This window comes from Gordonia sp. 135 (assembly GCF_009720185.1).
GTDB lineage: Bacteria > Actinomycetota > Actinomycetes > Mycobacteriales > Mycobacteriaceae > Gordonia > Gordonia alkanivorans.
The window spans coordinates 2,341,460-2,360,717 of sequence record NZ_CP046257.1; the positions used below are offsets into that span (position 1 = coordinate 2,341,460).

Annotated in this window: 13 protein-coding genes; 7 read left to right on the forward strand and 6 right to left on the reverse strand. The window is 69.1% G+C overall.

What is annotated here, in order from left to right:
- The first annotated feature begins 5 nt into the window (after positions 1-5).
- Genes recC through recD form a run of 3 tightly spaced genes read left to right on the forward strand, consistent with a single transcriptional unit; the run spans position 6 to position 8,757 of the window.
- Positions 6-3,440: an exodeoxyribonuclease V subunit gamma gene (gene recC, locus GKZ92_RS10525; protein ID WP_155225236.1), complete on the forward strand. Its 3,435-nt coding sequence runs from the start codon at positions 6-8 to the stop codon at positions 3,438-3,440.
- Positions 3,437-6,886 carry a UvrD-helicase domain-containing protein gene (locus GKZ92_RS10530; protein ID WP_006360930.1) on the forward strand — a complete coding sequence of 1,150 codons (3,450 nt, stop codon included), beginning with the start codon at positions 3,437-3,439 and terminating at the stop codon, positions 6,884-6,886. Before recC ends, GKZ92_RS10530 begins: the two co-directional genes overlap by 4 nt.
- The gene (recD, locus tag GKZ92_RS10535) at positions 6,883-8,757 is read left to right on the forward strand and encodes an exodeoxyribonuclease V subunit alpha (RefSeq protein WP_006360931.1); all 1,875 of its coding nucleotides are present in this window, start codon (positions 6,883-6,885) and stop codon (positions 8,755-8,757) included. Before GKZ92_RS10530 ends, recD begins: the two co-directional genes overlap by 4 nt.
- Before the next feature lie 3 nt (positions 8,758-8,760).
- Here recD and GKZ92_RS10540 read toward each other — a convergent pair whose 3' ends face one another.
- Positions 8,761-9,516 (reverse strand): PIG-L family deacetylase, encoded by a 756-nt coding sequence (locus tag GKZ92_RS10540; RefSeq protein ID WP_006360932.1) that lies wholly within the window; start codon positions 9,514-9,516, stop codon positions 8,761-8,763.
- 233 nt (positions 9,517-9,749) lie between these two features.
- Between GKZ92_RS10540 and htpG the strand changes: the two genes are divergently transcribed.
- Together htpG and GKZ92_RS10550 are read left to right on the forward strand one after the other, a co-directional pair.
- Complete coding sequence (gene htpG, locus GKZ92_RS10545) at positions 9,750-11,738, forward strand: molecular chaperone HtpG (protein ID WP_006360933.1); 1,989 nt, start codon at positions 9,750-9,752, stop codon at positions 11,736-11,738.
- A 34-nt stretch (positions 11,739-11,772) separates the two neighbouring features.
- Positions 11,773-12,756, forward strand: coding sequence for a hypothetical protein (locus tag GKZ92_RS10550; RefSeq protein ID WP_006360935.1), 984 nt, complete (start codon positions 11,773-11,775; stop codon positions 12,754-12,756).
- Between the two features lie 16 nt (positions 12,757-12,772).
- On the opposite strand, the gene GKZ92_RS10555 is transcribed toward GKZ92_RS10550, so the two are convergent.
- Entirely contained in the window at positions 12,773-13,252 is a 480-nt protein-coding gene (locus tag GKZ92_RS10555; RefSeq protein ID WP_005198266.1) for a nitroreductase family deazaflavin-dependent oxidoreductase, read from the reverse strand.
- A 60-nt stretch (positions 13,253-13,312) separates the two neighbouring features.
- Between GKZ92_RS10555 and GKZ92_RS10560 the strand changes: the two genes are divergently transcribed.
- Positions 13,313-14,242, forward strand: a complete 930-nt coding sequence (locus tag GKZ92_RS10560) for an N-acetylglucosamine kinase (RefSeq protein WP_006360936.1) — start codon at positions 13,313-13,315, stop codon at positions 14,240-14,242.
- Between the two features lie 2 nt (positions 14,243-14,244).
- On the opposite strand, the gene GKZ92_RS10565 is transcribed toward GKZ92_RS10560, so the two are convergent.
- Complete coding sequence (locus GKZ92_RS10565) at positions 14,245-15,087, reverse strand: crotonase/enoyl-CoA hydratase family protein (protein WP_006360937.1); 843 nt, start codon at positions 15,085-15,087, stop codon at positions 14,245-14,247.
- A gap of 72 nt (positions 15,088-15,159) precedes the next feature.
- On the opposite strand from GKZ92_RS10565, the gene GKZ92_RS10570 reads away from it, so the two are divergent.
- Complete coding sequence (locus GKZ92_RS10570; protein ID WP_035752541.1) at positions 15,160-15,819, forward strand: PaaI family thioesterase; 660 nt, start codon at positions 15,160-15,162, stop codon at positions 15,817-15,819.
- A gap of 24 nt (positions 15,820-15,843) precedes the next feature.
- Here the strand turns inward: GKZ92_RS10570 and GKZ92_RS10575 are convergent, their stop codons facing one another.
- From GKZ92_RS10575 to GKZ92_RS10585, 3 genes are all read right to left on the reverse strand, one after another.
- Positions 15,844-16,398 carry a dihydrofolate reductase family protein gene (locus tag GKZ92_RS10575; RefSeq protein ID WP_035752296.1) on the reverse strand — a complete coding sequence of 185 codons (555 nt, stop codon included), beginning with the start codon at positions 16,396-16,398 and terminating at the stop codon, positions 15,844-15,846.
- Positions 16,399-17,352, reverse strand: a complete 954-nt coding sequence (locus tag GKZ92_RS10580; protein WP_042375727.1) for a helix-turn-helix domain-containing protein — start codon at positions 17,350-17,352, stop codon at positions 16,399-16,401.
- A gap of 76 nt (positions 17,353-17,428) precedes the next feature.
- The gene (locus GKZ92_RS10585) at positions 17,429-19,192 is read right to left on the reverse strand and encodes an alpha/beta hydrolase (RefSeq protein ID WP_155225237.1); all 1,764 of its coding nucleotides are present in this window, start codon (positions 19,190-19,192) and stop codon (positions 17,429-17,431) included.
- Positions 19,193-19,258: the final 66 nt, after the last annotated feature.

Sequence of the window (19,258 nt, forward strand, 5' to 3'; positions counted from 1 at the left end):
GCCTGGTGCTGATCCTTCATCGCGCCGAGCGCACCGACACCCTGGCCGACACGTTGGCCGAGGTGCTGGCCACGCCGCTCGACGATCCGATGCGTACCGAGATCATCTCGGTACCGGCGGCCGGTGTCGAACGCTGGCTCGCCCAGCACCTCGCCCGCCGGCTCGGTTCCGGTCCCGAGCTGTCCGACGGCATCGCGGCCAACATCGATTTCACCGGTCCGGGACGGCTGTCGGACGCGATCTCGGCGGCGGTCCTCACCGGTGACCGCTTCGCGACCGACACCCCGTTGTCGACCGGGAATCCCTGGCGCGCTGCGGAATTGACCTGGCCGGTGCTCCGAGTCCTCGATGAACGGATCGATGACCCCGAGCTGACGGTGATCGCCCGTCACGTCGGTGCGGGCGACGACGCGTCACCCCGGATCGGCCGCCGTTACGCGACCGCGCGACATCTGGCCGAGCTCTTCGAGCGATACGGACGATCCCGTCCGTCGATGATCGCCGGCTGGGCGGCGGGCGACGATCTCGACGGGGCGGGTGGGCCGCTGCGGGACGACCTGGCCTGGCAGGCGGGGTTCTGGCGTGCGGTGCGAGCCGAGATCGGACAGCCCCATCCGGCCGAGGTCCTGGGCGAGGTGTGTGACCGTCTACGGTCCGACCCCGGGGTCGCCGACCTTCCCGACCGCTTCTCGGTGTTCGGCCCCACGCGGATCACCGAGTCGTTCCGGAACATCATCTCCGCGGTGAGCGTGCACCACGACGTCCATCTGTTCGTCCCGCACGCGAGTCCCCGTCTGTGGGAAGAACTCCGAGCCGCCGCCGGGGGAGAGTCCGCCGGGGGAGCGGTCGGCGTGAGCGTCCCGCCGCGCCGGCGCGAACGTCCGGTTCCCGAACTCCGGAACCCGTTGCTGGCCGGGCTGTCCCGCGACCTCCAGGAACTCCAGCTGCGGCTGGGCGACGTCGTCGACCGCGACGTCCGTCATCAGCCGAGCACGCCGCTGCCCGACACGTTGCTCGGTGCTCTCCAGTCGGGTATCCGCGACGACGCCGACCCCGGCGCGGCACCGTCTGCCGAACTCACCGACGACGGGTCGGTCGAGGTCCACGCGTGCCACGGTCCCGAACGGCAGATCGAGGTGCTGCGCGACCGGTTGCTGCACCTCTTCGCCGACGACCCGACCCTCGAACCCCGCGACGTCCTGATCATGTGCCCCGACGTCGAGACCTTCGCGCCGTTGATCCGGGGTGCCTTCGGACAGGCCGGGTTGCCGCACCCCGCCTTCGATCTCCGGGTTCGCCTCGCCGATCGCGGTGTGCGTCACGTGAACCCGGTCATCGACACCGTCGTCGGCGTGGTCGAACTCGCGGCCGGCCGGGTCACCGCGGGCGACGTCCTCGATCTGCTCGGGACCGAACCCGTCCGGACGCGGTTCGCGATGACCGACGACGACCTGGACCTGGTCCGGGAATGGTTGGGCCACAGCAATGTCCGCTGGGGACTCGGCACGGCCGAACGTGCCCGGTTCGGTCTCGAACGTTTCCGCCAGGGCACCTTCGACGCCGGTCTCGACCGCATCGCGCTCGGGGTGGTCGCCGAGGAGACCGACGACGAATGGCTCGGCACCGCACTACCTCTCGCGGGTGTGGAGAGCACCGGTATCGACCTGGTCGGCCGGCTCGACGAGTTCCTCGATCGCCTCGGGCGCGTACTCGCGGAGCTGACCACGACCGCACCCGCTCATCGGTGGGCCGAGACGCTCGTCGAGGCGGTCGGGTCGCTCACCGCGACCGCACCCGCCGACGACTGGCAACGCGCACAGGCCATCCGGATGCTCGAGGACGCTTTCGGCACCACCGAGGAGGTACTTCGTCTCGCCGACGTGCGCGACCTGCTGTCCGCCCTGATCGCGGGACGTCCCACCCGGTCGAACTTCCGGACCGGTGAGCTCACCGTGTGCACGATGGTCCCGATGCGTTCGGTGCCCCACCGCGTCATCGTGCTGCTCGGTATCGATGCCGAGGTGTTCCCGCGCGTACAGCGCATCGACGGGGACGACGTGCTCGGCGTCGATCCGCTCGTAGGGGAACGTAATCCGCGGGACGAGGACCGGCAATGCTTCCTCGACGCGATCGGCGCGGCGCGGGACAATCTGCTCGTCTTCTACAGCGGTGCCGACCCCGTGTCGGGCCGGCACATCCCACCCGCCGTGGTGGTCAGCGAACTGATCGACATCCTCGACGGTCTCACCGGCCCGGACCGGCCGACGATCGTGCGGCGACATTCCCTGCACGGCTTCGACGCCCGCAACTTCATCGACGGCGGCGTCCCCGGCATCGCCGGACCGTTCAGCCACGACGCGTCATTGCTCGCGGGGGCCAAGGCCCTGCGCGGACCGGCCGACCCGGTCGTTCCCGCCGCCCGGGAGGCCCTCCCCGCGCCCGAACCGACGCCCGAGCTCGCCGACATCGACCTCGCGTCGCTCATCGACTTCCACGTCGACCCGATCACCGCTTTCGTCCGCCAACGGCTGGGCGCCCGGATTCCCGACGACGAGACACCGCACGACGACCAGCTCGACGTCGAGCTCGACCCGCTCGACAAGTGGGGGATCGGCGACCGTTTCCTCACCCGGATGCTGTCGGGTGTGCCCCTCGGCGACTGTGAGGCCGCCGAACTCCGTCGGGGCACGTTGCCGCCCTTCGCCTTCGGCACCCGCGAACTGCAGGCCATCTCGCGTGCGGTCACCCGGCTGCACGGCGTCGTCGCACCGCTGCGTCCGGGATCGCCGGAGACCCTCGACATCCTCGTCACACTGCCGGACGGGCGACGCGTGCACGGTACGGTCGGCGACGTCTTCACCGGCGACGGACAGGCCCGCCTCGTCCGCGCCACGTACTCGCGCCTCAAGGCCAAACAGCAGCTGAGCGCCTGGATCACGTTGCTCGCCGTCGCGGCGGCCGCGACCCAGGGCAATGCCGGCGCGGCACGGGTCGGTTCCGCGGTGTCGGTCGGTCGCGCAGCCCGAGGGGGCGGGACCACCACGCTCACGCTCCGGCGCCCGGAGGATCCGGTACCGCTGCTCGATCAGCTCGTGAGGCTGCGGGACGAGGGTCTGCGCCGCCCGCTGCCGCTGCCGCTGGAACCGGCGTTCACCTTCGTCGACAACGACGGGCCCGGTCGACGGAGCCACTGGGCACTGAACAGTGCGCGCAAGGTCTTCGACGACACCTTCGGTCCTCGCCACGACCGGTACCTCAAGCTCGCCTTCGGCGGCGATGTCCTGGCCGACGTCGAGTTCGACGTCCTGCTCGAGGAGCCGGCACCGGCCGACCGCGTCCTCGGCGGGGTGGAACTCGCTCTGGCAGAGGACGAACCGCTGTTCACCGGGCTGGCCCGCGCGGTCTGGGTTCCCGTCGGCCAACACCGGGAGGGCACATGAGACGCCCGGAACCCTTCGACATCACCGCCGGACTGCCGGAGCACACGACGGTTCTGGAGGCGAGTGCCGGGACGGGGAAGACCTATGCGATCGTCGGGCTCGCGGCCCGGTATCTCGCCGACGGCGTACCGATCTCGGAGATGCTGCTCGTCACCTTCAGCCGGGCGGCGACCGCCGAACTCCGGGAACGGATGCGCGCCCGTGTGCGTGAACTGCTCGACGTCCTCGCCGATCCCGCCGAGGTCCTGTCCGGGCCCGCGCAGGCCGACGACGACGCACTGCTGCGACAGCTGGCGAGCGGCACACCGGAGGAGGTCCGCACGCGCCGCGGGAACCTCGCCCGCGCACTGAGCGACTTCGACGCCTCGACGATCGCCACCACGCACACGTTCTGCAACCGGATGCTGGAGGCACTGGGCTTCCTCGGCGAACGAGAGCTCGTCCACTCCATCGTCGAAGAAGTCGATGAACTCACCGAGGAGGTCGCGCTCGACCTCTACCTGCGCGGCTTCTGGGCCAGTGACTCACCGGAGTTCAGCTTCGCCGAGGCACGGGAGATCGCGCGCGACGCCGTCCGCCAGGCGTCGGTGGCACTCGCCCCGGACGAGCGCGCACTCGCCGACGGGCCGGCCGCGGACCATGTCGCCGCGCGCCGGGTGAGCTTCGCCAAGGCGGTCCGGCAGCACGTCGAGACCCGCAAGCGGGATGCCCGCGTGCGCACGTACGACGACCTCCAGGCGATCCTGCACCGGATCGTCAACGACGACGTGGTCGGCGACCGTGCGTGCCAACGGATTCGCGACACCTTCTCCGTGGTGCTCGTCGACGAGTTCCAGGACACCGATCCGCTGCAGTGGGACATCCTCCGCCGCTGTTTCCACGGCCATCGTCGGATGATCCTCGTCGGCGACCCGAAGCAGTCGATCTACGGATTCCGTGGTGCCGAGGTGCTCAGCTACCTCGCCGCGGTGTCGTCCGCCGACACGCTGAAAGCGCTCGACGTCAACCGCCGCTCTGACGGTGCACTCGTGGGAGCCCTTCAGCACCTGTACGGCGAAGCGACACTAGGGCATCCGGACATCGTGGCGCGCCCGGTCCAGGCCGCCTTCGCCGGCAGCCGGCTCGAAGGCCGTCCACCGTTCCGACTCCGGGCGTTCCTGCGCCGGGATTTCGGCGCCCTCAACTCGTTCAACCTCCCGGGCGTCAAGGAGGTGCGGTCACGCATCGCCGCCGACGTCGCCGACGACATCGCCAACGTCCTGGCCGTGGGCGACCATATCGACCTGAACGGTGTGTCCCGGCCGGTCGACCCCGGCGACATCGCGGTCCTCGTGCGCCTCAACAGCACCATCGAACCGCTGCAGCGGGAGCTCGCCGAACGCGGCATCAACTCGGTGATCGGGTCGGGTGTCAACGTCTTCTCGACATCGGCTGCCCAGCAATGGCTGTGGGTGCTGCGTGCCGTCGAACAACCGTCCCGTCCGGACCGGGTGCGCATGGCCGCCCTGACCGCCCTCTTCGGGTGGTCCACCGCACGGGTGGCGACCGCCGCCGAGCCGGAGGTCGCCTCGCTCGGTGCCGAACTGTCCATGCTCGCCCGGGTTTTCGCGCAGGGCGGATTCGCCGCGATGGCCCAGCGCCTGTTCGACGCGCACGAAGTGGCGGCGCGCGTTCTCACGGTCGAGAACGGCGAACGCACCCTCACCGACCTCATCCAGGTGTCGGCGCTGTGCAACAAACACGTCGTCGAGACCGGTGAAGGGCTGAGCGCACTCGTCGAGTGGCTGACCGAACGGATCACCGACACCTCGTCGCGGCAACGTTACGAGGACCAGAGCCGACGCCTCGACCGCGACACCCAGGCCGTCCAGATCATGACCGTCCACGCGAGCAAGGGGTTGCAGTTCCCGATCGTCTACGTGCCCTACGGGTGGGACGGCACCTGGGTCAACGACCGCGGCAACATCACCTACCACGACGAATCGGGAACCCGTCGGCTCGACGTGGGCGGCCAGCAGGCACCGGACCGGGCCGCGCGACGCCGTCGCTACGCCGACGAGGTCGCGGGCGAGGATCTGCGTCTGCTCTACGTCGCGCTCACCCGCGCCCAGTCACAGGTCGTGGCCTGGTGGGCGCCATCGCGGAACACCACGACCGGACCGCTGCATCGGTTGATCTTCGGTCGCGAGAACGCCATTCGGTCCTCGACGGGGGACCCGGAATGGACGGTCGCCGGAGAGGTGCCGATCCCCGAGGCCGATGCCGACTGTGTGGGCATCATGCGCACCCTCGCCGAGCGGGACCCGTCGATCTCCGTCGAACCGGCCGGCCGACTCGACACGGACACCGTGCCTCCGGCCGCAGGCGACGGAGACAACCCCGCCGCCCTGGACATCGCGCACTTCGACCGTCGGATCGACCAGGACTGGCGTCGCACCTCGTACTCGGCCCTCACCGCCGATGTCGCCCACGGGGCGCACGGTTCACCCGGTGGGCCGTCGACCTCGGTCGTCGAGACCGGCAGCGAACCCGACGACGAGGTGACCGACATCCTCGACGACGAACCCGTCGCACTTCCCGGCGACGTCGCCGAGGATGTTGAAACCGATTCGGCCACAATGCGTCACGGGATGCCATCGCTGATGAACGGTCTGCCGTTCGGTGCGGCCTTCGGAACCCTCGTCCACGAGGTTCTCGAATACGTCGACACCTCGGCGCCCGAGATCGACGCCCATGTCCGCGAGCTCTGTTCGCGAGCACTCGGCGCGCTCGCCGGCGACATCGACCCCGACCGGCTCGTCGCCGCCCTGATCGGTGTGCTCACCACGCCCCTCGGTTTCGGGAATCTCTGGAGCATCGACCCTCGTGATCGCCTGGCCGAACTCGATTTCGAACTGCCGCTCGGCCCTGCGGGCGAGGCGGCATCCGACGGCGGCACGACCCTGGACCGTCTCGCCGACCTGATGGAAGAGCATCTGCCGGAGTCGGACCCGTTGCGCGCTTACGCCGACCACCTGCGTGCGGTGCCGGGCCGCCGCCTCCGCGGATTCCTCACCGGCAGTATCGACTCGGTGCTGAGGATCCCCGACGGCCGCTACGTGATCGTCGACTACAAGACCAACCGCATCCGACCGGGTGACCTGGTGGTGGAGGACTTCGACGCCGAGGCCATGGCGGGCGAGATGATCGCTGCCCACTATCCGCTCCAGGCCATGCTGTATTCGGTTGCGCTGCATCGGTATCTGCGCTGGCGGGTGCCGGACTACGAGCCGGCCCGGCATCTCGGACCGGTGCAGTACCACTTCGTGCGCGGCATGGCCGGGCCCGACACCCCGCCCGGCTGCGGTGTCTTCGAGTGGATGCTGCCCGCCGGGCTCGTCGTCGACCTGTCCGACGCACTGGCCGGTGCGGAGTCGAGCGCCGGTACCGGAGGGAAGATCCGATGAGCACACCCGATGTCCAGCGTGTCGACTCGGCGACGGGCACGCTCGCCGACTGGAACGCCGCGGGCCTTCTCGCCGCTGCGGATCTGCACATCACCGACCGCTTGGTCCGGATGTGTGGCGAATCCGTGTCCGACGACGCCCGTCTCGGTGCGGCTCTCGCCGTTCGCGCCGTCCGCCTCGGCTCCACCTGCCTCGCCCTCGACCGGATCGGGGAGCTGGCGGCGGGGGAGGACACCGCGGAGATCGAGATGCCCTCGCCCGGCGACCTTCTCGACGCGTTGGCGGCGAGTCCGCTCGTCGCCGGGAGCGACGCCGGACCGTTGTGCCCGCTGGTGGTTCGCGACTCGGTCGACGGCCCGCTCGTCTACCTGCAGAAGTACTTCCGGCAGGAACAGACGATTCGGGAGATCCTCGACCGGCGGTCTCGGACCGCACCCTCCGTGGACACGGCGGCACTCCGCGAGGCCATCGCGGCGGTCTACTCCTCGCCCGACGACGGCGCCCTCCAGAAGCTTGCCGCCGCGGTCGCGGCGACCCGCTGGACGACGGTCCTCGCCGGTGGTCCGGGAACGGGCAAGACCTACACCGTCGCCCGTATCCTCGCCGTCCTCGACCGTCTCCAGGGACCCGGCCTCCGCATCGGACTCTGCGCACCCACCGGGCGAGCCGCTGCACAGCTCCAGGCCTCCGTCGAGGCCGAATCCACCCTCCCGGTCACCGCCCACGCGGTCACCCTGCACTCTCTGCTCGGCTGGCGCCCCGGTTCGAATCCCCGGTACGGACGCGGGCGCACCCTGCCGCACGACGTCATCGTCGTCGACGAGACGTCGATGCTGTCGATGACGGCCATGAGCCGGCTGCTCGACGCGGTTCGTCCCGACGCACGGGTCGTGTTCGTCGGCGATCCGCACCAGTTGGCCTCGGTGGAGGCGGGCGCCGTACTGGCCGATCTCGTCGAACGAACCGACGTCCCGGCAACCGCCGAAACAGACGGGTCGCCGACGACACCGACGCAGGCGTTCGACGCCGTGGGCCTCGATCCCGCCGCCGAGGATCTCGATCCCGACGACGTGGCACGCATGGCCGACGGCGTCATCACCCTCCGGCGGCAGTTCCGGTTCGGTGGCGGCATCTCGCAGGTCGCGGCCGCCGTCAACGCCGGCGATCCCGATGCGGTCCTGGAACTGGTCACCTCACCGGAGATCGGCGACGTCGAACTGGTCGCCCCCGACGACCTCGACGGGGTGGCCGGCGACATCCTGTCGTGGGGCCGTGGCCTGCGCACCGCGGCTCGCCGGGGCGACGCGGCGGGAGCCCTGGACGCCCTCGACTCTCACCGGGTCCTGTGTGCGCACCGCGAGGGCTCGTGGGGCGTTCGCGGATGGACGACGCGGATCACCGACTGGCTGGGCACAACCGAGGCCGAACACATGGGTTGGTATGTGGGACAACCCATCCTGGTGACGGCGAACGATCGCCAGACCTCGACCTTCAACGGTGACACCGGTGTCGTCATCGCCGGCCCGGACACGGAGCCGCAGCGCGCGAATCGTCCCGACTCGTCGGATGCGGTCCGGGTGGCGTTCCGGCGCGGCGGTGAGGTCCGGTTGCTTCACCCGACCCAGCTCGCCGACGTGGTGTCGGTCCACGCGATGACGATCCACCGCAGTCAGGGCAGCCAGTTCGATCAGGTGACCGTCGTCCTGCCGCCGGCCGGCTCGGAACTGCTGACCCGCGAGCTCCTCTACACCGCGATCACCCGCGCGCGGAGCCGGGTGCGCATCGTCGGCACCGCCGACGTGCTCACCGCGGCCGTCAACCGACGCGTGCAGCGGGCCAGCGGGTTGCGGTCGACGCTCAGCGCGATCTGACCCTCAGATCAGCTCACACCCACCCGGCACCAGGTCGCGGCGCTGGTAGCACTCGACGCTCAGCAGCTTGTGCTGGACGTCGTCGGGCAACGACAGGAATCCGGCGATCGCGCGGCTGCGGTCGACCTCCGACCGGTGTGCGGTGACCCCCGCCTTCTTCCGTGCCGCCAGATCCGACACGTCGACGGTCACGTCGATCTCGGAATCCGGTGTGCCGGGCAGCTGATCGCGGGGGATCTCGGGAAAGAGGCTGGGGGCGAGCAGGTCCATCATCCACTCGGGGATCGTCGCGAAGTACAGCGAGCGGACCCGCCAGGCGGGCCCGGCCCGGTGGTAGAGCTTCGTCGAGGCCGCGGCGTCGGCGGCGGCGCACGCCAGCCGGTGGGCGTGAACGTGGTCGGGGTGACCGTAGATGCCGAGGGCGTCGTAGGTGACGACGATGTCCGGCTGGAGCTCGCGGATGTGGGCGGTCAACGCCCGGACCTGTTCGTCGAAGGACGCCGCGCACAGCCGGGGGGCGTCCGGTGCCGATTCGGGCCGCCGGTCGTCGGCGTAGCCGAGCATGATCGGTGGGCGGGGCATGCCGAGGATGCCGACGGCGTCGGTCAGCTCCCGGTGCCGGACCGTGCCCTCGGCCCAGGTGCACATGACCAGGTCGGCCTCGCCGCCGGCGTCGACGTGACGGGCGGTGAGTCCGCCGGTCCACAGCGACTCGTCGTCGGGGTGTGCATGCACCAGCAGCAGTCGAGGCGTACCCATCCACCTGGCTTCCTGATCGTTCCCCGCGGACGGCGCTCACTCGGGCACCATCCGCAACCGGGGTAGTCGGTCCCCGACCCAGGGTAGCCACACCGGCGCTCGGTAAAGTCGGTGTCCGTCACGACGTGTCGCGCCCGGACCCGCGTCCGACACCGGACCCAGCACCGAAACGCCACGTCCACAACTGAACACGTGACTACCGAACACACGAGAACAGAACATGGAGGTTTGCGATGAGCGCTCAGCCCGAAGTTCATGAGTTCCAGGCGGAGACCCGGCAGCTGCTGGATCTCATGGTCCACTCGATCTACTCCAACAAGGACAGTTTCCTGCGTGAGCTGATCTCGAACGCATCCGATGCGCTCGACAAGCTGCGCCTGGAGTCGTTGCTCGACAAGGACCTCGACGTCGACACCTCCGACCTGCACATCACGCTCGTCCCGGATGCGGAGAAGCGCACCCTGGTCGTCGCCGACAACGGCATCGGCATGACCCGCGACGAGGTCGTCGGACTGATCGGCACGCTCGCCCGCTCGGGCACCGCGGAGCTGCGCCGCTCGCTGGCCGAGGCACGCGAGAAGGGTGTCTCGGACGCCGCCGCCGAGGAACTGATCGGACAGTTCGGCATCGGCTTCTACTCGACGTTCATGGTCGCCGAGAAGGTCACCCTGGTGACGCGCAAGGCCGGCGAGACCACCGGAACCCGCTGGGAGTCGACCGGCGATGGCACCTACACGATCGACGACGTACCGGACGCCCCGCAGGGCACCTCCGTCACCCTGGCACTGAAGCCGGCCGACACCGAGGACCACCTGTACGACTACGCCGACAAGTCCAAGCTCCGTCAGCTGGTCAAGCGCTACTCGGACTTCATCGCGTGGCCGATCCGCATGGACGTCGAGAAGACGGTGCCCGTCGAGAAGCCCGAGTCCGAATCGGAGTCCGCCGAGGACGACAAGGCTCCCGAGACCAAGACGGTCATCGAGGCCGAGACCATCAACTCGATGAAGGCCCTCTGGGCCAAGTCGCGGTCGGAGGTCTCCGAGGAGGAGTACCACGAGTTCTACCGGCATGTGTCCCACGCCTGGGATGCGCCGCTGGAGACCATAACCCTGCAGGCCGAGGGCACCTTCGAGTACCAGGCGCTGTTGTTCATCCCGACTCAGCCGCCGTTCGACCTGTTCATGCGCGACAGCAAGGTCGGCATCCACCTCTACGTCAAGCGCGTGTTCATCATGGACGACTGCGCCGAGCTGATGCCGGAGTACCTGCGCTTCGTCAAGGGTGTCGTCGACGCCGCGGACCTCTCGCTCAACGTGTCCCGCGAGATCCTGCAGCAGGACCGGCAGATCCGCGCGATCCGTCGTCGCCTCACCAAGAAGGTCATCTCGACCGTCACCGAGATGCGCGACAGCCGGCCCGACGACTACCGCACCTTCTGGGACGGTTTCGGTCGCGTCTTCAAGGAAGGCCTCGTCAACGACCCGGACAACCGCGACGCGCTGCTCAAGGCGTCGTCCTTCGCGAGCACCCACTCGGAGGAGGAGCTCACGACGCTGGCCGACTACATCGCCCGGATGAAGAGCGGTCAGGACACGATCTACTACATGACCGGCGAGTCCCGGCAGCAGATAGTCAACTCCCCGCACATGGAGGCGTTCCGCGCCAAGGGGATCGAGGTCCTCGTCCTGTCCGACCCGGTCGACGAGATGTGGGTCTCGGCCGGTGCCGAGTTCGACGGCAAGTCGTTCCAGTCGATCGCCAAGGGTGCGGTCGATCTCGACGCCGACGACGAGGACTCCGACGACACGTCCAAGGACGAGCGGGAGAAGGCCTACGCCGACCTGCTGTCGTGGCTGACCACCACGCTGTCCGACGACGTCAGCGAGACCCGGCTGTCGTCGCGTCTGACCGAGTCCCCGGCCTGCCTCGTGGGTGACACGTTCTCGATGTCACCCCAGCTGGAGAAGCTGTACCGGGCCTCGGGACAGCAGTTCCCGAAGTCCAAGCGGGCGCTCGAACTGAACCCCGAGCACCCGTTGGTCGAGGCGCTGAACAAGGCGTATGCGAACGGCGACCACGAGAAGCTGGTGCCGACCGCGAAACTCGTCTACGGCATGGCCGTGATCGCCGAGGGCGGCGAGCTCGAGGACCCCGCGGAGTTCGCGAAGCTGCTCGCGGGCAGCCTCACCGAGTCGTTCGCGGCCGGATCGGATTCCTGATCGGGTTCGCGCCGCCCCGGGCAGGTTGCCCGGAATGACCCGTCGCGGGTGGACGATCACCATCGGCGTCGGGGCTCTGGTCCTGGCGGTCGTGCTGGTGTCCGCTCTCCTCGTGGGACTGTCCCGCCAGGACGAGCGGGCCCGCACGCCCGCCGACGCCGTCCGGACCTATCTCACCGCGCTCTCCGGCGCCGATGCCTCGGCGGCCCTCGCCGTCGTCGCCCCGCGTCCGGACGCCCGGTTCCTCACCGACGGTGTGTTGCGCCAGCAGCGTGCCGAGGCGCCGATCTCCGACATCGAGGTCGACGATCCGGGGGAGTCCGCGCGGACTGTCCGGGCGCGGTATCGGCTGGGGTCACGTGAGGTCGACACGTCCATCAGGGTGACGCGGGCCGGGGACGGCTGGGCGGTCGTCGACGGCGCGGTGAAGGTGCGCATCGAGTCCCTGTTGGTGCCCGGGCCGACGCTGTTCGGAGCCCAAGTGAAGGCCGGGGACACGGTCCACCTCTTCCCGGGTCCGCAGCGATGGGGTTCCCGGGACATCGATTTCGTCGGGCGGCCGACGGACGACCCGCCGACCGGTCCCCATGCACCGATGACGGTCATGGTGGTGGCCGAGCTCAGCCCCACCGGGGTGTCGGCGGTCAGCGACGCCGTCACGGCACAGCTCACCCGTTGCGCGGCGTCGACCCGTGCCGACGCCGGAACCGACATGCCCGGTTGTACGCAGCGACTGTTCCGGTCGGCGGCGGCCGGCAGTGTGCGCTGGACCGCCCCTCGTGACCTGTCTGGTCTGCGGTACCTGCTCCGACGCCCCGATGCGAGCAACGATGCGACGCCGAGCGAGAAGGACCTCGGCACGGTCGACGTCGCGGGTGCGGTCGAATGGCGGGTGGCCTACACCCCGGACTACGACCGGGACGGGCCCCGCGTCGAGACGACCGACATCCAGTACCTGGTCGGGGAGGTCGATCTCACCGCCGACACACCGTCGTTCACCGCCGAGCCGGTGTCCTGACCTCGACTCGGTGCGGCTACCCGGCGGGCGGTGCGGGGCGGAGCCGGAAGACCGGGATCCGGCGGTCGGTGCGCTTCTCGTACAGGTCGAAGTTGGGCCACACGGTACGCAGCTTCTGCCACGCCGCATCACGGTCGGCTCCCTCGAGTTCGGTCGGGACCGCGACGGACACCACTCCGGCGACGACGATCTCGATGGTGTCGGCGGCCCGTATGTTGTACACCCACGCAGGCATTTTGGGTCCACCGAAGTAGGAGCCGGCGATCAGCCAGTCGTCGCCGTCGGGAACTGCGAGGAGTTGGGTGGTCCGGATGGCACCGGTCTTGCGACCCGCCACCCGGATGGTGATGTTCGGGAGATCGGCGATGTCGAGCAGGGTCATCCGTTGACCGGTGACGGTCTGAATGGCGTTGTCGCCCACCACGATCTGTGGGAGAAAACGAGGCATCCAGGGGATCGACCCGATCTTGATCGCGAGGCTGCGCCGCACCTTCATCCGCCCAGTGTGACATGACATCGTCGCCGCGTCGGCACGGTGCCGGATAGCGTGCACATCATGGGCGGCCACACGACGGGACACATCCTCATCGACGGCGGGCAGACGGGAACGCGTCTGCGTGTCGAGACGCCGGCCGGTACCGACGACTGCGAGCTCGGAGCGATCCGCACGGACCGGCCGGTGGTGGAACAGATCGCGCAGGCCGTCCACGACGCCGGGATACCGGAGGCCACGTGGTCGTTGGCCGCCGGGGTCTCCGGACTCACACCTGAGGCTGCGCGCCCGTCGGCGTTGCTCGCCGCGGTCGCCGACCTCGGGGTGACGTCGGTTGCGCTGGCACACGATTCGGTCACCGCGTACCTGGCCGCGAACCGGGACGGGTTCGGCGTGGTCACCGCGGTCGGTACCGGCGTCGTGACACTCGGCGTCGGACCCGCCGGGGTCCACCGGGTGGACGGCTGGGGCCATCTGTTCGGTGACGCGGGCAGCGCCTATTGGATCGGACGAGCCGGGATCGATGCCGCGCTGCGTGCTTTCGACGGACGGGGGAGCGCGACGGTCCTACGGGATCGGGCCGCCGAGATGTTCGGTCCGCTCGACGAGCTGTACATGGTCGTCCAGGGTGATCCGGACCGCGTGGCGCGGGTGGCCGGATTCGCCCGCGCGGTCGACGCGGCCGCCCGGGATGGCGACGTGGTCGCGCAACAGATCATCGACGACGCCGCGGACGAACTCGCCGGGTCGGCGCTCACCGCGCTGGAACGCAATGGTCACCGACCCGGCGAGAAGGCGCGGATCAGCTGGATGGGCACGGTGATGACGGCCAACCACCGACTCCGCGGGCGCTTCGTCGTCGTGATCGGCGAGGCTGCGCCCGGTGTTGACATCGGGGCGCCGCACGGGCAACCCCTCGACGGCGTGCGGCTGCTGGCCGGGCTGGCCGAGTCGCACCCGCTGGCCGCGGAGGTCCACCGCAGCCAGTTGTGAGGTCAGCGCCCCTTGAATTCCGGCTTGCGCTTCTCGAAGACGGCGGTGATTGCCTCGGAGAGGTCCTCGCTGGGGAGGAATGCCGAGTTCCAGGCCGCGACGTAGCGCAGGCTGTCGTGCACGGCGGCGCTGCGGGAATGGTCGAGGACGTCCTTGATGCCGTGGACGACGAGCGGCGGGTTGTCGGCGATCTCGCGGGCGGTCGCGCGGGCGAGCGCGAGCACGGCGTCCTGATCGTCGGCGACGTCGTTGACCAGCCCGATCTTCTCCGCGCGCGCGGCGTCGATGTCCTTGCCCGTCAGCGCCAGTTCACGCATGTGGCCGTCGCCGATGATGTAGGGCAGTCGGGCGAGAGTGCCCACGTCGGCGACCATGCCGACCTTGACCTCACGGATGCTGAACTTGGCATCGGCGCTCGCGTAGCGGACGTCGGCGGCACAGATCAGGTCGACGCCGCCGCCGATGCACCAGCCCGAGACCGCGGCGACGACCGGCTTGCGGCAGTCCGCGACCGCGGTGATCCCGGCCTGCAGCTTGCGCAGCGACTCCAGGAACTCGGTGCGCGCGGCGGCCTTGGCGTTGTCGGCCAGGACGTTGGCCAGGGTGCCGGCCATCGCGACGAGGTCGAGTCCGAAGGAGAAGTGTTTGCCGGCGCCGGTCAGCACGACGGCGCGCACCTCGGGATCGGTGTCGATGTGGCCGAAGATCTCGGGGAGCTCGCGCCAGAAGTCGGGGCCCATCGCATTGCCCTTGCCGGGGCCGGTGAGCACGACCTCCGCGATGTGGTCGGCAACGGTGACGTCGAACGCGGTCCAGTCGCGTTCATTCCAGGCTTGCGCTGTCATGCGAGGGAGCTTACTCGGCAGTCAGGACGTCCGATGGGCGGACTGCCGGAGCCGCCCTGTTAGATGAAACCCATGAGCGGATACATCCAGGAGGACATCGACCCCGAGGAGCTCGCGCATCGTTCCGAGCTCGCGTCGTCGATCGCCGGGAGCGTGCGCGAACTGATCGACGCGACCGTGCGCACCGAGGTCGGGGAGGCCGACATCGCCGAGGCGCGCCGGCTCATCGAGGCCGCCACCGAGATCCTCCGCAGGGACCAGCTGCCCGGCGCCTACGGCATCCGGTTCAACTCCGACGGCACCAAGCGCTCGTGGGGCAATGCCATTCTGGGGCGGCGCAATCCGATCGCACCGCCCGTCGAGCTGCACCACGAGTCCGAGTTCAGTTGGACCGAGGTCGAACTCGGGGCCGCCTACGAGGGCCCGGCCGGGCTCGTCCACGGTGGTGTCCTGGCCCTGATCCTCGACCAGCTCCTCGGCTCGACCGCCGAGTTCCAGGGCGTCCCGGGAATGACCGGCACCCTCAGCGTCCGCTACCGGAGTGCGACGCCGCTCGGCAAGATCCGTGGCGAGGCGCGGGTCGACCGCGTCGAAGGTGTGAAAACCTTTGTCACCGGCACGATCTCGAGCAACGGCAAGGTCAGCGCCGAAGCGGAGGGGATCTTCATCCTGCCCAAGTGGGCTCGCGGTGAGGTGTCCGACGTGTTGCGCAAGTCGGTGGGCGAGGGCTGAGTGTCCGGAACTGCGCGTAGTGCCTCAGACCTCGCCGAGCCGAGTCCGTGCTCCGATGAGTGAGTAACGCGCGCAGAGGAATGCGCCGTTGCGGGCGAAATCCTGTAGTTCGAGATCGTAGCGTCGCGGAAAGAGGGGGCGTCCGGCCCCGAGGGTGACCGGCGCGATCGAGACGATCATGTCGTCGAGCATCCCGGCCTCGGCGAACTGCGCGGCGAGATCACCTCCGCCGACGACCCACACGTCCTTGCCGCCTGCTGCTTCCGTCAGCCGGTCGCGGTGGTCGGCGGGGTCCCCGTCGAGGACGGTGATGGAGTCGGCCACCGGAGTGATCGTGCGATGGGTGAACACGAAGGACGGGATCTCGTACGGCCACGGTTTGCCGTCGGCGAGTTCGTTGTCGAGGAGCCACTGGTAGGTGGTGTATCCCATGACCGCGGCGCCGACCCCGGCGTAGAAGTCGTCGTAGTTCATCGGACCGCCCTCATCGAGCGGCTGGGTCAGCAGCCAGTCGAGGCTGTCGTGGTCGTCGGCGAGATAACCGTCGAGAGTGGTCGCGGTGTAGTAGCGGAACGCCATCTAGAAACCTCCGGAGTGTTTGCGGTGCCACATGATCGGATCGGGGTCGAGGGCCGCGACTCCGACATCGACGCCGGCGTCGCGCAGCATCCACCGCGCGAGTTGGCGACGATGAGCGGAGAAGGTCAGTACATGCGCGACGATCTGGGAGAGCAGAAACGATTCGGGCGGATCACACAGTGCGTCGATGACGCGGTCCTGCCAGGCGCTGCGCCGGTCGATGTCGCGGATCAGCGCCAGCCACCTCGGTGTCAGTTCGCGGTGGAGTTCGACGAGTGCGCACAGATCCGACGGCGGATCGGGCGGCATGTCGGCGCCCTCGATGGTCGCCAGCCAGGGCTGCTTGTCGGCGACGAGATGTGACATCACCTGCGCGAGCGACTCTTCCGGGCCGTTCCAGTGCAGCGGTTCGTGACCGGGAAGTCGTCGCCGGGTCCACTCGTCGTCGTCGACCCCCTTGGCGGCGTCCAGCAGGACCTCGACGTCGTCGAGGTCGTGTCGCACCATGAGCATCAGGACGTCGCCGGCGCTCTCCGTGGTGGGAGTGCCGCTGTCGACGTAGAGCACAGTGGGCGAATGGAAGTGGATGCCGTTGGGCGCCGGCAGCCAGTGGCTGTGCTCGGCCGGTGCGGCGGTCGACGCCGCTCGTCCGGGACTGTGCCCGAAGGCGCGTGTGAAGGCCCGGGCGAACCCGTCGACGGACTCGTAGCCCGAGTCGAAGGCCACCTCGGTGACCGTCTTGCCGTGCTGCAGCAACCATGCCGCTCGCTCCAGGAACACGCGCCGACGAAGCGCGACCGGCGACTCGCCCGCACCTCGGCTCACCTGCCGGGAGAAGTGGAACGGCGACGAGAATGCGCCGGTCGCCATCTCGTCGAGGTTCGAGTGCTCGTCGGCCAGCACGGCGTCGAGCAACTCGCGCAGACGATCACGGTCGTTGGGGGTTGGGCTCACCCATCGAGTATGGAACGCCTAAGGCCTTCCCGACCCGACCGATCTTGCTCGTTCGCAGAACCGCCTCGGGTGCCGCTCAGTCGCGATTCAGCAGCGGGATGAGCTTCTCGGTCTTCTCCGGGGTCCAGCCCGGTGGCTGCAGGATCTCTGCCCACGCCGCCGGGATGGCTGCCAGATAGAAGTGTCCATGACCGTCCGGGACTCCGGTCGACACCGCCATGTCGGCGCTGACCTGCAGGAAGGTCACGAAGGGAATCCAGTGCATCGCCGGCAGGACGTCCCGTCCACGCGCTTCGTTGAGCCAGTCGGGCTCGCGCAGGATCAGGCGCGGGGACCACCACGAGATCGGGTCGGAGGCATGCTGCAGGTAGACCGCGCGACCCGGGACCCACTCGCCCTTGGCGTTGTACAGATCCGGAGCGTCGGCGATGAAGCGGACCTGTCGGCCTTCGTCATAGGTCGGTTGCCACTCGGGCGTGCCGGGGTCGCGGTTGGTGGTCGTGTCGACCCACAGCGAGTTGTTGAACGTCGGGCCGACGAACAAGGCGCCGTCGGTCCGGGCGTTGAGGGACGGAATCGTGCCGAAGGCCGACTCGGCGGCGAACGAACCGAGACTCTCGCCGAAGACCACGAGCTTGGGCCGTTGGACCTCCGGGATCGCGCGCACCCGCTCTGAGACGGCCTCGAACAGCGCCTGACCGGCCTGGCGGGCCCGCTCTTTGTCAACGAGGAAGGAGAGCCAACTGGGAAGGTAGGAGTACTGCATGCTGACCGTGGCCGTGTCGCCGTTGTACATGTACTCCAGGGAGTCCACGGTGGCCTGATTGATCCAACCGGTGCCGGTGGTCGAGGCGACCGCGACGACCTTTCGCTGCAGCCCGCCGGTGCGTTCGAGTTCTTCGGCGGCCAGTTTCGCGTTGGCGCGCAGGTCGTCGCCCGAGCCGAGTCCGACGTAGGCGCGGATGGGTTCGATTGCAGGCGCGCCGTTGAACGCGGAGAGTTCCTCGACGCTCGGACCGACCGAGACGAAGATCCGTCCTTGACGTCCCAGTGAATCCCAGGTCACCAGGGAGCCCGGACCACCGGAGCGAAGCGGCGAGGTCGGAGGCTTCGAATCGGCGGTCGTCTCGTCGTTGACCGCGGCGAACGACGAGTTCAGAGCTTTCATACCGTAGTTCGCGACCACGCCGTTGAGCACGAAGACGGTGACGAGGATCGCGACGACGATCGCCGCGACCGCGGAGATTCGCGGCGGCGCAAAGCGGTTCATCGTCCGGACGAGCCAGACAACCCCGTCGCCCCATGCCTGTCCGATCAGGATGAGCAGGAAGAACACCACCACACAGATGATTGCGATCTGCGGGTATGCGGTCCAGGACAACAGGTCGACGCTCATCATCGTGCGGATGTCGTCCTGCCATCGCTGGAACATCACGAGCATGACGACCGTGCCGGCGATCGCGGCGAGTCCGAGGGCCGCCCAGACCCGGTGCATCGGGGCCGGCCAGGGCTTGTCGCGCGAGATCATGAAGCGGATCAGCCATGAGAAGAACACGCCGAGCGCGTATCCGACTGCTGCGGACGCACCGCTGACCACGCCCTGGAACAGCGCGCCGCGGGGCAGTAGCGACGGTGTCATCGACAGCCAGAGGAAGACCAGGGCGACGGCCAGCCCGACACAGGAGAAGCGGTCGAGGCGGCGTCGCCACCAGGCCGGGCGGGCGGCATCGCCGCTCTCGACGTCTGCCGGCGACTCCGCGCCGAGGTCCGCAGGTGCCTCGACCGGAGGTTCGGCCGGGAGTTCTGCGACCGGGTCGCTGGTGGGGGTCGACGACGACACGTGGGTTCCTCATTTCTCGAGAACCTGGCAAACCTAGCAGCGAATCATCATCCGCGACACGGGCTG

Excerpts from the sequence above, each read along its gene's own strand:
- GKZ92_RS10530 (WP_006360930.1), top strand. The coding sequence starts at position 3,437 with ATGAGACGCCCGGAACCCTTCGACATCACCGCCGGACTGCCGGAGCAC.
- recD (WP_006360931.1), top strand. The coding sequence starts at position 6,883 with ATGAGCACACCCGATGTCCAGCGTGTCGACTCGGCGACGGGCACGCTC.
- GKZ92_RS10540 (WP_006360932.1), bottom strand. The coding sequence starts at position 9,516 with ATGGGTACGCCTCGACTGCTGCTGGTGCATGCACACCCCGACGACGAG.
- htpG (WP_006360933.1), top strand. The coding sequence starts at position 9,750 with ATGAGCGCTCAGCCCGAAGTTCATGAGTTCCAGGCGGAGACCCGGCAG.
- GKZ92_RS10550 (WP_006360935.1), top strand. The coding sequence starts at position 11,773 with ATGACCCGTCGCGGGTGGACGATCACCATCGGCGTCGGGGCTCTGGTC.
- GKZ92_RS10555 (WP_005198266.1), bottom strand. The coding sequence starts at position 13,252 with ATGAAGGTGCGGCGCAGCCTCGCGATCAAGATCGGGTCGATCCCCTGG.
- GKZ92_RS10560 (WP_006360936.1), top strand. The coding sequence starts at position 13,313 with ATGGGCGGCCACACGACGGGACACATCCTCATCGACGGCGGGCAGACG.
- GKZ92_RS10565 (WP_006360937.1), bottom strand. The coding sequence starts at position 15,087 with ATGACAGCGCAAGCCTGGAATGAACGCGACTGGACCGCGTTCGACGTC.
- GKZ92_RS10570 (WP_035752541.1), top strand. The coding sequence starts at position 15,160 with ATGAGCGGATACATCCAGGAGGACATCGACCCCGAGGAGCTCGCGCAT.
- GKZ92_RS10575 (WP_035752296.1), bottom strand. The coding sequence starts at position 16,398 with ATGGCGTTCCGCTACTACACCGCGACCACTCTCGACGGTTATCTCGCC.